Annotated in this window: 15 protein-coding genes and 1 pseudogene; 9 read left to right on the forward strand and 7 right to left on the reverse strand. The window is 53.2% G+C overall.

Going from position 1 to position 15,147, the window contains the following annotated elements; translation table 11 throughout:
• Positions 1-13: 13 nt before the first annotated feature.
• Positions 14-784 carry a hypothetical protein gene (locus A4S02_RS09900; protein WP_228142360.1) on the reverse strand — a complete coding sequence of 257 codons (771 nt, stop codon included), beginning with the start codon at positions 782-784 and terminating at the stop codon, positions 14-16.
• Positions 785-1,008: 224 nt separating this feature from the next.
• Between A4S02_RS09900 and A4S02_RS15205 the strand changes: the two genes are divergently transcribed.
• From A4S02_RS15205 to A4S02_RS09950, 8 genes and pseudogenes are all read left to right on the forward strand, one after another.
• Positions 1,009-1,763, forward strand: a protein-coding gene (locus tag A4S02_RS15205) for an IS5 family transposase (protein WP_087651418.1) whose coding sequence is annotated in 2 segments (ribosomal slippage) — positions 1,009-1,348 and positions 1,348-1,763 — 756 coding nt in all. Because the reading frame shifts where the segments join, the coding sequence is not laid out codon by codon here.
• 222 nt (positions 1,764-1,985) lie between these two features.
• Positions 1,986-2,219 (forward strand): (2Fe-2S)-binding protein, encoded by a 234-nt coding sequence (locus A4S02_RS09915; RefSeq protein ID WP_026019415.1) that lies wholly within the window; start codon positions 1,986-1,988, stop codon positions 2,217-2,219.
• A 66-nt stretch (positions 2,220-2,285) separates the two neighbouring features.
• Positions 2,286-3,257: an NAD(P)H-dependent glycerol-3-phosphate dehydrogenase gene (locus tag A4S02_RS09920; RefSeq protein WP_070323663.1), complete on the forward strand. Its 972-nt coding sequence runs from the start codon at positions 2,286-2,288 to the stop codon at positions 3,255-3,257.
• Positions 3,258-3,413: 156 nt separating this feature from the next.
• A complete protein-coding gene (locus A4S02_RS09925) occupies positions 3,414-3,947 on the forward strand; it encodes a Dps family protein (RefSeq protein ID WP_019089540.1) in 534 nt (177 codons plus the stop codon).
• 173 nt (positions 3,948-4,120) lie between these two features.
• Positions 4,121-4,945: an IS5-like element IS12528 family transposase gene (locus tag A4S02_RS09930; protein WP_082246712.1), complete on the forward strand. Its 825-nt coding sequence runs from the start codon at positions 4,121-4,123 to the stop codon at positions 4,943-4,945.
• 321 nt (positions 4,946-5,266) lie between these two features.
• Positions 5,267-5,701, forward strand: a complete 435-nt coding sequence (locus A4S02_RS09935; protein ID WP_070323664.1) for a hypothetical protein — start codon at positions 5,267-5,269, stop codon at positions 5,699-5,701.
• 81 nt (positions 5,702-5,782) lie between these two features.
• A protein-coding gene (locus tag A4S02_RS15215) for an IS5 family transposase (protein ID WP_087651418.1) occupies positions 5,783-6,537 on the forward strand; the annotation gives its coding sequence in 2 pieces (ribosomal slippage) (positions 5,783-6,122 and positions 6,122-6,537; 756 coding nt in all).
• A 9-nt stretch (positions 6,538-6,546) separates the two neighbouring features.
• Positions 6,547-8,034, forward strand: a pseudogene (locus A4S02_RS09950) (Hint domain-containing protein); the annotation flags it as partial.
• 81 nt (positions 8,035-8,115) lie between these two features.
• Here the strand turns inward: A4S02_RS09950 and A4S02_RS09955 are convergent.
• The 5 genes from A4S02_RS09955 to msrB form a co-directional block, all read right to left on the reverse strand.
• Positions 8,116-8,889 carry an FkbM family methyltransferase gene (locus tag A4S02_RS09955; RefSeq protein ID WP_157885544.1) on the reverse strand — a complete coding sequence of 258 codons (774 nt, stop codon included), beginning with the start codon at positions 8,887-8,889 and terminating at the stop codon, positions 8,116-8,118.
• 303 nt (positions 8,890-9,192) lie between these two features.
• A complete protein-coding gene (locus A4S02_RS09960; RefSeq protein WP_070323667.1) occupies positions 9,193-10,809 on the reverse strand; it encodes a bifunctional aspartate transaminase/aspartate 4-decarboxylase in 1,617 nt (538 codons plus the stop codon).
• A 116-nt stretch (positions 10,810-10,925) separates the two neighbouring features.
• Complete coding sequence (locus A4S02_RS09965; RefSeq protein ID WP_019088095.1) at positions 10,926-12,134, reverse strand: AI-2E family transporter; 1,209 nt, start codon at positions 12,132-12,134, stop codon at positions 10,926-10,928.
• A gap of 196 nt (positions 12,135-12,330) precedes the next feature.
• Entirely contained in the window at positions 12,331-12,768 is a 438-nt protein-coding gene (locus A4S02_RS09970) for a DUF4112 domain-containing protein (RefSeq protein WP_070324239.1), read from the reverse strand.
• 31 nt (positions 12,769-12,799) lie between these two features.
• Positions 12,800-13,267: a peptide-methionine (R)-S-oxide reductase MsrB gene (msrB, locus tag A4S02_RS09975; protein ID WP_070323668.1), complete on the reverse strand. Its 468-nt coding sequence runs from the start codon at positions 13,265-13,267 to the stop codon at positions 12,800-12,802.
• A gap of 168 nt (positions 13,268-13,435) precedes the next feature.
• On the opposite strand from msrB, the gene A4S02_RS09980 reads away from it, so the two are divergent.
• Entirely contained in the window at positions 13,436-14,305 is an 870-nt protein-coding gene (locus A4S02_RS09980) for a deoxyribodipyrimidine photo-lyase (protein ID WP_228142362.1), read from the forward strand.
• On the opposite strand, the gene A4S02_RS15225 is transcribed toward A4S02_RS09980, so the two are convergent.
• Positions 14,298-15,052 (reverse strand): IS5 family transposase gene (locus tag A4S02_RS15225; RefSeq protein WP_099046877.1). Its coding sequence is split into 2 segments (ribosomal slippage): positions 14,298-14,713 and positions 14,713-15,052, totalling 756 coding nucleotides; the frame shifts between segments, so codons are not numbered across the junction. The two genes, A4S02_RS09980 and A4S02_RS15225, sit on opposite strands and share 8 nt — an antisense overlap.
• Positions 15,053-15,147: the final 95 nt, after the last annotated feature.

A 15,147-nucleotide genomic window follows, 5' to 3' on the forward strand; every position in this document is an offset into this window, starting at 1 on the left:
TATGGGAAGAAATTCAAGATCTAACAGGCCCTAGTGTTTGAACAATACGATCTGGAGTCAAAGAAAACTGTAAACTGTGCCAGAACTGGTTTACGTCCATTGGAATATAATGCGCATACCACTGCTGATTGGCGATAAAATGAAACGCAATCATGCCGCCAATATCACCATATACCAGCAGCCAGAGCAGCATGATGGCAACAGCAGCCATGCCCCCTAGCATCATACCCACAATGGGAGCCTGATATTGCCGAGGGGCAGAAAGAAACACGCACAAAACAGCCAGAGCCAGCGCGGCGGAACACAGGCCGAACGGATAAGCGGCAAAAGGCAGCAGGCCCAAGGCAAACCCGCCTATAAAAGCCTGCATACGCAAAACCGGCGCGCCACATGCAAGCGGCACAGCCAGCAAGGCCAGCGCAATAACAGCCAGCGCCCCGCCTATTGTCCAGTAATCATCCAGATTAAGGCCCTGCACCACCCATACGCTGCCCACTGTTCCCAACCACAAGGCAGAAGCCAGATAACGCTGCCATTTCAACTGCAACAGTGGAGAGAAAAAGACCGCAGCCCCAGCCGCCGCCGCACATGCGGTAGAAACCAGGCGCATTAACCAGACCTGAGACCACCCCACAAAATGGCCAACCACCCACGAAAGCGTAAAAACCAGAGGGCCGTGCGCATCTATATAGTCCTGGTAAAGTCTATCCCCACGGTGCAGCGCAATGGCCCCTAAAAAATGGCCAGATTCATCACCAAAGGGCAGATACCCAAGGCCTTCCATGTTTCTGTAAATAAAAAAGAACGTGCAAAGCAGGAAGAGCACATATGATGTTCTTGTTATATTTTTATCCACACATCCTCGCATTTTAAATAAAGATTTTTTAAGATGCGCTTCTTATATTTTTACGGCGTGTCGTCAGTTAAGCCCTGAGAGTGGCACGTGAGGGTTGTACTTTGTGTCTGCGTGTGCTGACTGTTTTCCCGTTTTTTTGGGGAGACAGACAGATGCGGCGCTATAGTTTACGCGATGACCAGTGGGAGCGGATAAAGGATCTTCTTCCTGGTCGAGAAGGCTATGTCGGCGGCACTGCGGTGAACAACCGTCTGTTCGTGGAGGCGGTGTTGTATCGCTATCGCGCGGGTATTCCATGGCGCGACCTTCCTGCCCGTTTCGGTGACTGGAAAAACGTGCACCGGCGTCTGCGCCGCTGGTGTGAAAGCGGCGTCATCGAACGGATATTTCGTTATCTGGCCGCTGATTACGACAACGAATACATGATGATCGACAGCACAATTGTCCGAGCGCATCAGCATAGTGCCGGAGCTCTCAAAAAAGGGGCACGGATCAGGCCATCGGACGATCACGAGGCGGGCTAACTACAAAGATCCATGCCATCTGCGACGCTCTGGGCAATCCAGTGGAACTCGGCATCACACCGGGACAGGATGCCGATATCACCCAGGCAGAACCACTTCTGGAAAACATCGAACCGGATGCTTTCCTTGCTGACAAGGCGTATGACGCGGACAGGTTGATCGATCGGCTGATACAGCGCGGGATTACCCCGGTCATCCCGCCAAAACGCAACAGAACGACACGACGGAAAACCGATTTTTCTCTCTACCGCGAACGGAACCTTGTTGAGAGGTTCTTCAATAAACTCAAGCAGTTTCGCGCTATCGCAACCCGCTACGATAAACTGAAATCGACCTTCCTCGCAGCCGTGCAGTTCGCCTCAATCATCATCCTGCTTAACTGACGACACGCCGTAATATTAATGAAGTTTATTATTTTTTTGTGCATATGCAAAAATTTGATACGAATATTGCAAAAATCACATACCATGCTCAGGCGCTGCATCCCCATATGCACATGCAGAACACAGACAAATGAGAACCTCTTGCAAAAAACAATTGCGATTCATTCTTATTTGTGGTCAGGTCTTACACAGAATCGATCAACCACCACAAAGGTGCTGCGTATGGTTGTCTGCTCTTGCAATCGTCTCACTCATAAAGACGTTGAAGCCGCAGTGGCGGATGGGGCCACCCGCCCGCGTGAAATTTATGCCGCACGCAACTGCAAGGCTCAGTGCGGGAACTGCGTAAAAGGCGTTGTCTGCCTGCTGCGTGAAGCCCGGCTGAAACACATGAAAAAAGCCGAAGTTCCGGCCCACATGGTGCCAGTTGCTGCTGATGTGGCGTTGTCTGCCTAAGGCACACAGGACTACTGCTTTATATCGTGCTTGCGCCCCGGTTGGGGTTCTGGCACCACTTAGGGCATGAAACACCGTATTCTGGTTATGGGGGCTGGCGCATGGGGTACCGCGCTGGCCTTGCACGCAGCACGCACCGGGGCACAGGTTTATTTGTGGGCGCGCCATCCTGCCCGCCTGCCCTCTGGGGCTATGCCGCGCCTGCCAGATTTTCCGCTACCAGATTCCATAACCGTTTCCTCTGCGCCGCCACCGGCAGATGTGGCCTGCGCACTTATGGTTATTCCCACCCAGCATATGGCCTCTGTACTGCCGCTGGTACCTGCGGGCGTACCCGCTGTGCTGTGCTGCAAAGGCATAGAACGCAGCACATTGGCTTTTCCGCTGGATGTGTTGCACCGGCTGCGGCCAGATGTGCCGGGGGCTGTGCTTTCCGGCCCCAACTTTGCGCGCGAGGTTGCGGCAGACCTTCCGGCGGCATCTGTTGTGGCCTCGGCCAATGTGGATCTGGCACGCAAACTGGTGGATCTGCTCTCCACCCCGCGCCTGCGCCTGTATGCCAGCGCAGATGTAACCGGCGTGCAGCTTGGGGGGGCAGCCAAAAACGTTATTGCCGTGGCTGCGGGCATTACTATTGGCGCCGGGTTGGGAGAAAACGCCCGCGCGGCCCTTATTACCCGTGGGTTGGCAGAAATAACCCGCCTTGGCGTAGCCTTGGGGGCATACCCCGCCACACTGGCAGGCCTTGCCGGGTTAGGAGACCTGCTGCTGACCTGCACGGGTGAGGCATCGCGCAATTATCAGATGGGGTTGGCCCTTGGCCGCGGGCACGCCACCCAAACCGCACTGGCCACCCTGCCCGGTGTGGCAGAAGGTGTCACCACAGCGGATGCCCTGCTGGCCTTGGCCCGCCAGCATAAAGTGGATGTGCCCATTACCGCCTGCATTGCCGCGTTTTTAGAAGGTGTGCTCACACTCCCACAAGCGCAGGAACAACTTTTAACCCGCCCCCTGCGTACGGAACTTGATACCCCTTAAAAGCGTTGCACCCCTACATTCACATGGATGTGAGGATTGTGATCTTTCCATGTCAGACCTTGCACCATGCTTTTATCGTACCACGTGTAAAAGCAGCACTTGGCAACTACCACTGTGGTGTTGCCAAAAAGTGAAAACAGGAGGTTCGTTCAGACCATGAGCACAGCCACAGCAAAAGAAGCCCATATCAAGGAATATCTTGGCACGCCAACAGACCTGAAGGCCGATAAAGTAAAGGCCGTAGCAGGTGGCTTGTCTGAAGTTCTGGCCGATGTGTTTGCCCTGTATATTAAAACCAAAAATTTCCATTGGCATATGAGCGGTCGCCATTTTCGGGATTACCACCTGCTTTTGGATGAACAGAGCCAGCAGATTTTTGCCATGACAGACCCCATGGCAGAACGTGCCCGTAAAATTGGGGGCACCACGCTGCATTCTGTTGGGGAAATTGCCCGCAAAACCAAAATTTCTGATAACGATGCCTTGTACGTTACCCCAGAAGACATGCTTTCAGAACTGCGGGAAGATAACCTTACGCTCACCAAGCGCCTGCGTGCCGTGCATGCCATTGCATCCGATGCCGGAGATGTGGCAACAACCAGCCTGATTGAAAACTGGATTGATGAAACCGAACGCCGCACGTGGTTCCTGTTTGAAAGCACGCGCCCGGTTTTTGGACATAACGAGTAAATATACCCGTTAATATCTAAAAGTTTTAAAAAATAACTTTTCAGTAAAGCGGCCTAGATGATGGGCCGCTTTACTATTTTGTAATATACAGAAAAAATCTTACCTATAAGAGCCCTTTTGGAAATTCGCTATGATAGGTTTTCAAGAGGTTTTGAGCGTGATTCAAAGGCAGGATGTGGACGCCAGCACAACGAGGCCGCATGGCCGGAATTACACGCAAGACGAAACGCTATCCGTCTGATCTGACAGATGAGGAATGGGAGCGCATAGCGCCTCTGATGCCCCCTGCGAACCGGCGTGGTCGGAAACGGACAACCGATTTCCGTGAGATCATCAATGCTCTGCGCTATCTCGTGCGCTCAGGCTGCGGTTGGGAGATGCTTCCGGTTCATTTTGGCCCATGGCAAACGGTTTACTGGTGGTTCCGCAGGCTGATGCGCCGTTTCCTGTTCCAGACCATTCATGATGTCTGTCTGATGCTCGATCGTGAAGCGACAGGACGCGAAACCAGTCCATCGGGTGGTGTCATTGATAGCCAGAGTATCAAGGCACCCCACGCAAAGACACGTGGTTATGACGCAGGCAAGAAGATCGTCGGTCGGAAACGTCACATCGCAGTTGATACGGATGGCCGCCTTCTCCTGGTCCAGCTGACAACAGCCGATATTTCGGACAGTGCAGGAGGACAGATGATCCTTGATGCCATTCGTAAACGCTGGCCTTGGGTGAAGCACCTGTTTGCCGATGGAGCCTATGACCGCCTCCAGTTGATGGATAAGGCCACTTTTCTCGACTTCACAGTCGAGATCATCCGGCGGTCAGAGACAGCAAAAGGGTTTGAAATCCTGCCGCGTCGGTGGGTTGTGGAACGGACCTTCGGTTGGATGATCCGCTGGCGTCGCCTTGTGAAGGACTACGAACAGCGGATCGACGTCGCAGAGGCCATGATCCACATCGCCATGGGAAGCCTCATGCTACGCCGAAACGCTCATCCGTGAATTTCCAAAAGGGCTCTAAGACCTATTGAATAAACGCAGATATATTTTTTAGTGCCTTGTAATATATCAGTTTTCTCAAAAAACATTTCTGTATCACGCTGCCGGCATATCGAATATTCGGGTGAACTTTAAATATAGATTGTAAGTTTATTTAGTTATTATGATAATTTTAAATAAACATAAAATACTTCTCCTATTTTGTGATATTTTACATAACTTTTCCTGTTTAGAAAATATTAATGTATTGCTGCAAAAATAATTAAGAATTTCTTATCTAAATTGGCTGGTTTTAAGCCACCAGCATATTAAAGGCTTAAAAACATGGCAGATGACGTAACAACCATTTCCTCCAACACAAGCTGGCTCAATTATAACGGCGACGGCACTCAAGATTCTGACACTCCGCCAGATAACGCCACATCTGGTTTAGGCACAGGCCCAACCCTGAACGTTACCAATGGGGCTTTGCTAGAAATTTCCGACTACCTGAACCTAAATGCAGCCACCCTTAATATTACAGATGGCGCCACCGTTTCCGTTGTTCCCGATGGTATTTTAGGTGGTGACCTAACTAACGCTGCAGGAGGCACCGTTAACATTGATGGCGGCACCCTGACGCTCAGCAATGAATTTAATGGCAACCAGTCTGTTTATAATATCACCAACGGCACATTATCTGTTGGCAATGATTTCAACGGCAATCAGGCTGTTTACAATATTTACAAAGGTGGCGTGCTACGGCGTGTCGTCAGTTAAGCCCTGAGAGTGGCACGTGAGGGTTGTACTTTGTGTCTGCGTGTGCTGACTGTTTTCCCGTTTTTTTGGGGAGACAGACAGATGCGGCGCTATAGTTTACGCGATGACCAGTGGGAGCGGATAAAGGATCTTCTTCCTGGTCGAGAAGGCTATGTCGGCGGCACTGCGGTGAACAACCGTCTGTTCGTGGAGGCGGTGTTGTATCGCTATCGCGCGGGTATTCCATGGCGCGACCTTCCTGCCCGTTTCGGTGACTGGAAAAACGTGCACCGGCGTCTGCGCCGCTGGTGTGAAAGCGGCGTCATCGAACGGATATTTCGTTATCTGGCCGCTGATTACGACAACGAATACATGATGATCGACAGCACAATTGTCCGAGCGCATCAGCATAGTGCCGGAGCTCTCAAAAAAGGGGCACGGATCAGGCCATCGGACGATCACGAGGCGGGCTAACTACAAAGATCCATGCCATCTGCGACGCTCTGGGCAATCCAGTGGAACTCGGCATCACACCGGGACAGGATGCCGATATCACCCAGGCAGAACCACTTCTGGAAAACATCGAACCGGATGCTTTCCTTGCTGACAAGGCGTATGACGCGGACAGGTTGATCGATCGGCTGATACAGCGCGGGATTACCCCGGTCATCCCGCCAAAACGCAACAGAACGACACGACGGAAAACCGATTTTTCTCTCTACCGCGAACGGAACCTTGTTGAGAGGTTCTTCAATAAACTCAAGCAGTTTCGCGCTATCGCAACCCGCTACGATAAACTGAAATCGACCTTCCTCGCAGCCGTGCAGTTCGCCTCAATCATCATCCTGCTTAACTGACGACACGCCGTAGATGCCGGCACCAATTACTCCAACATCAATGCTGGGCGCTTTAATATTGAAGGCGGCACGGTTATATTTTCTGACATTGCCAATATTGATGGCGGCAACAAGATTGATTTCCATAACATCCCCGGTGGGCAGCTTGTTATTGGCAGCACATCTTTAAGCGATCTTTCAGGGGATTCCCTGAATGTCGAAAACTTTGTGCATGGAGATCAGATTAAAATTGCCTCCAGCACATCTTATAGTGATGATGCGCTGTCCACTGCCATCAGTGGGAATGACCTGCTTATCCAGTCCACCGTGGATGGTAAAACCACCACGGTTGTCACCATTAAAGGGTATGCAACATCTTCCGCCGCCAATGTAGACCCCGCCCCTACCGTAACCTACAGCGATGGCTACATTCTGTTTGGTGAACAAAGCGATACAGGCGCATGTTTTCTGGCAGGCAGCATGGTGCGCACCCCGCAGGGTTCTGTTGCTGTAGAAGACATTCAGGCAGGCACACATATTTTTGTATATGACTGGAAAAACAAGACAGAAACCACACAGCCAGTTAGCTGGGCTGGGCAGGCTTTTACGGTTGTAAATTCCAGCCTGCCGGATGATGAAGCCGGATACCCCGTACGTATTTTAAAAGATGCTCTGGCAGACGGCGTGCCTTACAAGGATATGCTGGTAACGGCAGAACATTGCCTGTTCTTTAACGGGCAGTTTGTGCCTGCGCGTATGCTGGTAAACGGTGCTTCCATTTTTTACGATAAGTCCATCACCTCTTATCCGTATTACCATGTGGAAACAGCAGAACATGCCGTTATCTCTGTGGATGGCGTGCTAACAGAAAGCTATCTGGATACAGGTAACCGCCGCAACTTCCGCCAGAACAGCAAGGTTGTGCAGTTGCACGGCAAAACACGCACATGGGAAGAAGATGCCGCAGCCCCATTGTGTGTAGATGTTGCTTTTGTAAAACCGCTTTTTGATAACCTCAAAAACCGTGCAAGCCATGTGGCTGGCAGCCAAACACCCGCCGCGCCCAGCACACTGACAACAGACCCCAACCTGCATCTGGTTACGCAAACAGGTGCAGTTATTCGGCCTGTGCGCTGCGCCAACCAGCATTACAGCTTTATGCTGCCACCGGGCACACTGTCTGTTCAGATTGTTTCACGCGCAAGCCGCCCGGCAGATGTCATTGGGTCTTTTGTGGATGATCGCCGACAGTTGGGGGTTGCTGTGGCTGATATTCAGCTTGTAACTGCCCGTAAGCGCGCAACCCTCATTACGGCGCATCTTCAGCCTAACAAACCGGCTGGCTGGCATAATATGGGTTGGGCCGAATGCGCATGGACAAACGGTAACGCCACGCTGCCGCTAGGTGCACAAACAAAGCATAACGAAATTGCCATGCTTTCCATCACCCTTCAGGCAACGGGTTCCTATCCGCTTGCGCCAGAAGCACAGGAAAACGCGCAGATACGTTCTGCCTGATAGGTTCTTAAACCTTTCAGATACAAAAAGAGGCCCTGCTTTTATAAACAGGGCCTCTTTTATTTTGTAATCTTTCTATAATTACACTGTTGGAATGACTTTTTCCTGCGGTACCCACATATGGTTCCATGCCTGTGCTTCGTACACCACACGGTTACCGGGTTGAGAAGCCCCGTTGGGAAGCAGGGCAACATCCTGATACCCACACCGTTGCAGCAGGTCTGTCAGCCCGGTTTGATCTGCGCGCGGAAGCACTTCAACAAAAACTATAGGCCTATCGCGCTTTATCAGGGTTTCTGCACCTAGCAGAACATCCAGATCATGCCCTTCTGCATCCACCTTCACAATGGCCACCTTAGAACCCCGTGGGTGCAAATCATCCAGTTTGCGCACAGTAACACTCTGATGGCCGCCGATATGCTCCTTGAATTCCGCATTCAGCGAGGCACTGGTTTCTACCAGCCCATGCCCTGCATCTGGCACATACAGGGTAGAAACCGCATTGGCGTTGCTGACTGCGAAAGGGGAAATCGTGACCCTTTTTGAAAAACCATTTTGAATAATATTTTCTTGCAGGATCTTAAAAACAGGAGGGAAAGGTTCATACGCACAAACCTTCATACGCCGAGAAACACAGAGTGAAAGCAGGCTGTAAAAGCCGGTATTGGCCCCCACATCTACAATCAGCCCTTTTTGCGCCTGCTTTACAGCCGCGGCAAAATACTGAGGCATTGGGGTTTCAAAATGTTTCCACCCCCCTGCCTGCACGGCATTTACCACTTGGTCCCGGCCTGCGCAGGGGTCCATAAAAAAGGTGGGAATGTCCCAATCCTTATCCCCACGAATTTCAACCATACCTTCCTTAGAGCCCTTTTGGAAATTCGTAATCTGACGCCAAATCAGCCTCACTGAGCGCACATATAGCATCAGGAAATAACGGATTTCCGTCATTCTCGTGTTAATGTAGAGGTCTCGTCCATACTTATTTCGGCGTCATCGGCCTTTTCCAAAAGGGCTCTTAGGCTTTGGCCGAAAAACATCTTGCAGGCGATTTATAAGTGCGCGCACTTTTTAACGCTCCCACGCATAGTAAAGAATTCCGCAAACACAACACATTTTCCACCTGCAAGACGTAACACAGTTTTACAGGGGAACAGCCTATTCCCCTTTGCTGTTCAGCCCTTTTTCCTGTCGGTAGCGGTCATAATACTCACCGGCCATGCGGCGTAAGGCGGCCCCTATGGCGGCGTATTGATACTCGTTCAGATTAGCCAATGAGGCACGGGCCGAGGGGCGTTTAACGGCAAAGCCATCACCCGGCAGCAGCACAACGCCTGTTTCCTCTGCAATACGGAACAGGATTGTCTGGTAATCCATGCGCGTCATCAACCAGCGGGCAAAGCGGGTGCCGTAAAGCTGGGTAACCACATTTACCAAATCTATCAGCGTATAATAATGCGTGCTGCCAGCATCATCCGGGGCTTTTACGCCTAAGTCACGATACAGGGCGAGTTCGCGCCGGTGCAGCAGGCGTTTGAGGGCGTTTTTATACGCATCGCGCCCATCTATCAGCGCAAACAGGGCAAACAGCACCATCTGCACCTGCTGCGGGGTAGAAAGCCCTGCCGTGTGGTTTAATGCCACGGTGCGGCTATCTGCCACCAGCCTGTCCAGAAATTTCAGGCCACGCACATCTGGCGTGAGCGAGGCATAGCGTTTGTCCAGCTCAACTTTTTCGGCTTCTGGCAATGCGGCCAAGGCCTCATCCAGCACGTTCTGCTCGTGCATGGCAATAACGCCCAGCCGCCAGCCCGTAGAACCAAAATACTTGGAGAAGGAATACACCAAAATGGTGTTGTGCGGGCAGATGGCATAAATGGAGCGGAAATCATCTGCAAACGTGCCATATACATCATCTGTTACGATAATGAGGTCTGGCCGCTTTTTAACAATCTCGGCAATGCGGGCCAGCCCTTCATCACTTATCCGCACGGATGGCGGATTGCTGGGGTTGACCACCAAAAAGATCTTAACGGAGGGATCAAGCAGCTTATCCAGCTCTTCATCCGGGTATTGCCACCCCTGTTCCGGGCTGGCGTTAATGGCCACTTCCTGCAACTGGTAATCACGCAGTTCGGGAATTTCCACATACGGGGTAAATACCGGCATACCAATGGCCGCTTTATCACCCGGTTTAATCAGCCCGTTTTCACGCAGTGATGCAAAAATATAGCTAATGGCCGCCGTGCCACCTTCCAGCGCAAACAGGTTTGTTGTGCTTTCTGGCATGGTGCCGCCTGCCATTTCGTGCAGCAGGTAATGGCGTACCACTTTTTCCGTATAACGCAGCACGCGCGGCGGTGTGGGGTAATCACACCCTAAGATACCGGATGTAATTTCCAGCAAAAATTCATCTGCTGGCAGGCCAAGCTGGTCTCGCACATAAGATACGGCGCGGCGCAAAAAGGAAATGCCCGGCACATTCTGGTTATCTGCCAAAAAGGCCTCAAACCGTGCCTCTATGCCCTCACGCCGGGGCACACCGCCCACGCCTTCTGCCATATAGGAAAAGGTAAGCGCAGAATCTGCCGCAGCAAACATGCCAAGCTGAAAAAACCCTTGCCGGGGCAATGTTGCCAGAAAATTGGGGTTGCCACGCCCGGCGTCCAACATGGCGCGCTGGGCACGGCCAGAGGCCAGTTTTATCAGTTCATCTTTCAATTCAAACGGGCTGAGATGACGAAATTTTTGATACGCATCCGGCGTGGTAGACATGCGGGGTTTCCTTCCTGCGGAACTTCTTGCCACCATCAGCTTGCATGTCCTGTTCTATTATGACCAGTGGGGGAGTGTAAAAAAAACAGCGGTTTTGCCCCGCGCATAGGGCAAAATCATACTTCCTCGTTCGGGGGGAGAGGTGCGGAAAGGCGGCTGGCCACAGCCAAAAGCACCGCCGTAATGGGGGAGGCAAAAATAAAGCCCCACATGCCCAAAAACGCACCAAAAATTGTTTGCGAAAGAATGGTGAGCGCAGGCGGCATCCGCACCGCACGTTTTTGAATGAAGGGAGACATCACATACCCTTCAAACGTCTGGATAGCGGCATACAGCCCCGCCACCATCATGGCTTCACGCGGGCCAACGGAAAGCGCAATCAGCAACGCAGGCACGGCCCCAATAAACGTGCCCAGATACGGCACAAAATTGGCCAGTCCGGCCACCAGCCCCAAAGGCAGCGCTAGAGGCATACCCAACAGAGAAAGGCCGCTCCATGTCAAGCACCCCACAACCGTCATATCCAGCATCTGCCCCGCCACCCAAGCGGTAAGGGCGTGGCCGGTTGTTAGCAACACGGTGCGCATGGTGCTGCGGTAAGCCACAGGCGTTATGCGCAAAATGCCATTGGCATACAGGTGGGGAGAAAGCGCAAAATATACCCCAGCAATAATAATTACCACCATGGTGCCAACCGAACCAAAGGTGGAGGTGAGCACGTTGGTCATGGACCCTGCAAAATCCATGCCGTTATCTGTGCCGGCATGGCCATCGGGCACCATGTTGCCACCCAGAAAACGCGGGAAGTGGTCTAGCACCGCATGGCCCAGCGGGTTGCTGTCCAGCATATTGTGCAGGGCATCGCGCTCACTGGTTAAAGCCTCATGCAAGTGCGAAAGCTGCACCATCAGTTCTGGGCCAGACACATGCACCACAAGGGAAAGCGCGCCCACAAGCACCAGCACAAACAGCATGACAGAAAGCCACTGCGGAATATGCAGTAAGCGAGAAATAATGCGGGCCGCAGCATGTAGCACCACTGCCACCAAGGCAGAGGCAAACACCACCATCACCACCGCCCCGCCGGAGCTGACAAACAGCCCTGCCGCTGTAACCGTTACCACCATAACGGCCAGCCGGTAACAACGGCGCACCGTGCTTTCCAGCTTGTGAACAGATGCCTCTAGCCCGGCAAGCTGCGGTGCCTCTGGCACATGGGGCGCAGAAGCTGCTGGCGTTGTAATGGATGGGGTTGGGGCGCTGCTATCTGGCGGTTGCACGGCGTGTTTTCTCCTGCCTGCGGGGCGGAAGAACGGAGGGCGCATTGCACCTTCTGCCTACCACCGGCATTTGTGCCGTTGTGCTGCAAAATGGCGCCGCCCACACCCTTTTTTCTTGCAACGCAGGCTAAACGTGGCGGGCCACCCTGCCTGTTTTACCTGTTAACGTGCCAGACGCATAAAAGGGCCACCCACCGGGCAGTCCTTATTATGATCAGACATATTTTTTATAAAATAATGCTTATTTTTTGCGTGTGGCAGCAGAGGACGGCACACCCAGCCAGTTTTCCATAACGGCCACGTTACGCATGTTGGCCTTAAAGGCAATGTCCAGCAGATCACCCGCCACGGGCACCACATCCACTGCGGCTTCTATGGCAATATTGCCCACCATGCGCAGTAACAGTTTGAGCGGCAGGCCCATGCGCCAGGCCTCCCACACCACATAAAAGGAAAGCAGGCCCATAACCGTGCTGCCACCGCCGGGCACTAGCCCCACAATAGCATCCGCCCCTACGCGCACGCGAGTGCCAGGCAGCCTGATGGCGGCATCCAGCAGCCACGCAAAACGCCGCGCCCTTTTAAGGCGGCGCAGCGCATCCGCAGAGGGCTGCCCGTTAGCAGACTGCCCACTTTGAAAAGAGGAAAACCCGGTATGAGCCAGAGCGTGTGTTGTCATGCCTTTTACGTAAGCAGGAGGCATGACGCTTTCAAGATGCCCAGCCGCTTGTATGATCCATAGCGGTGGCGCCACCAGCAGAAGTAGCCCGCTGTGGATCTGGCCTAAAATCCAGCGCCAGACCATTCATGCAGTAGCGCTGGCCTGTGGGGGGTGGGCCATCGGGAAATACATGGCCCAGATGCCCTTCACACTGTGCACAATGGGCTTCTGTCCGCACCATGCCGTGGCTGGTATCTTTGTGTGTGGCCACGGCGTTGGGTTCCGCCGCCCAGAAGGAAGGCCAGCCGCTCCCGCTTTCATACTTGGTAGTAGAACGGAACAGCAATGCCCCACAGGCCGCACAATGATACGCACCCTCGCGCTTTTCATGGTTTAGTGGGCTGGAACCGGGATACTCCGTTCCGTGGCCAAACAGAATCTGCTCCTGCTCTGGAGTAAGCGGGCCACGCGGGCCGCACCCACCGGCACCGCAGCTGCCTGATAAAGAATCTGACATGGCTAATCGCCTTTCCTGCCGTGTTTACAGTGACACATTATGGCACCAACAACGTGCATGGCCATAGTTTGGTACCTTCACACTCTAGCGACCATCAGAATAAGCGCCGTTACAAAAATATAGCCCGCCCCATTGCATGTGCATCTCTATACCGGCACCACATTGCATATGGTTGATGCACCCTCCCCCGCCCCTGTTCTGGTTTTGCTACGAGATGATTACCGCGTGGCCGATAACCCTGCCCTGCACGCAGCTTGCGCAACTGGGCAGCCCGTACTGTGCGCATATGTGCAAGATACCGCTTTGCAGGATGCCCCTATCACCCGCATTGCAGATTGGGCACAGGCGGCTTGTGCGCAACTGGCCGCCAGTTTGCACACACAAGGGCTGGCTTTATTTATGCTATCCGGCCCAACGCGGCTTGCTGTTCCCGCATTGGCGCACGCCGTAAATGCCACAGATGTGTTCTGGAACCGCAGGTACGATGCCCCCGGCATTGCCGTAGATACGGATGTACATGCCAGCCTGAAACAACTGGGGGTGACCGTACATTCCTGCACCGGCCGCCTGTTGTTTGAACCCTGGGCCATATGCACGCAGGCGGGCCAGCCTTACCGTGTGTTTACTGCATGGTGGCGCGCCGCGCGGGATTTGCCGGAGCCACCGCCTCCATTACCTGCGCCAGACATACGCGGGAAAGACTATGTGCCAGCACGCGCCCTCAACTTGCCAGACGGCGTGCGCCTTGGCCGTGTTGGCACGCAGTTGCCAGCTTTACCGCCCGGCTGGACAAGTGGAGAAAAAGCCGCCCACGCCAATCTGCACCTGTTTATAGAAAACGCACTAGAGAATTACGAAACACAGCGGGACAGAGCAGATGCCACGCATGGCACATCGCTGCTTTCACCTTATATTCGGGTGGGGCAAATTTCTGTGCGGCAAATCTGGCACGCCATCCGCCACGCTGCCGACCAGAACCCGCAAATGGCCACCGATACCGAAAAGTTTTTAGCAGAACTACGGCGTGTCGTCAGTTAAGCAGGATGATGATTGAGGCGAACTGCACGGCTGCGAGGAAGGTCGATTTCAGTTTATCGTAGCGGGTTGCGATAGCGCGAAACTGCTTGAGTTTATTGAAGAACCTCTCAACAAGGTTCCGTTCGCGGTAGAGAGAAAAATCGGTTTTCCGTCGTGTCGTTCTGTTGCATTTTGGCGGGATGACCGGGGTAATCCCGCGCTGTATCAGCCGATCGATCAACCTGTCCGCGTCATACGCCTTGTCAGCAAGGAAAGCATCCGGTTCGATGTTTTCCAGAAGTGGTTCTGCCTGGGTGATATCGGCATCCTGTCCCGGTGTGATGCCGAGTTCCACTGGATTGCCCAGAGCGTCGCAGATGGCATGGATCTTTGTAGTTAGCCCGCCTCGTGATCGTCCGATGGCCTGATCCGTGCCCCTTTTTTGAGAGCTCCGGCACTATGCTGATGCGCTCGGACAATTGTGCTGTCGATCATCATGTATTCGTTGTCGTAATCAGCGGCCAGATAACGAAATATCCGTTCGATGACGCCGCTTTCACACCAGCGGCGCAGACGCCGGTGCACGTTTTTCCAGTCACCGAAACGGGCAGGAAGGTCGCGCCATGGAATACCCGCGCGATAGCGATACAGCACCGCCTCCACGAACAGACGGTTGTTCACCGCAGTGCCGCCGACATAGCCTTCTCGACCAGGAAGAAGATCCTTTATCCGCTCCCACTGGTCATCGCGTAAACTATAGCGCCGCATCTGTCTGTCTCCCCAAAAAAACGGGAAAACAGTCAGCACACGCAGACACAAAGTACAACCCTCACGTGCCACTCTCAGGGCTTAACTGACGACAC

Origin of the sequence: Acetobacter ascendens, from assembly GCF_001766235.1 — a bacterium.
Classification (GTDB): domain Bacteria; phylum Pseudomonadota; class Alphaproteobacteria; order Acetobacterales; family Acetobacteraceae; genus Acetobacter; species Acetobacter ascendens.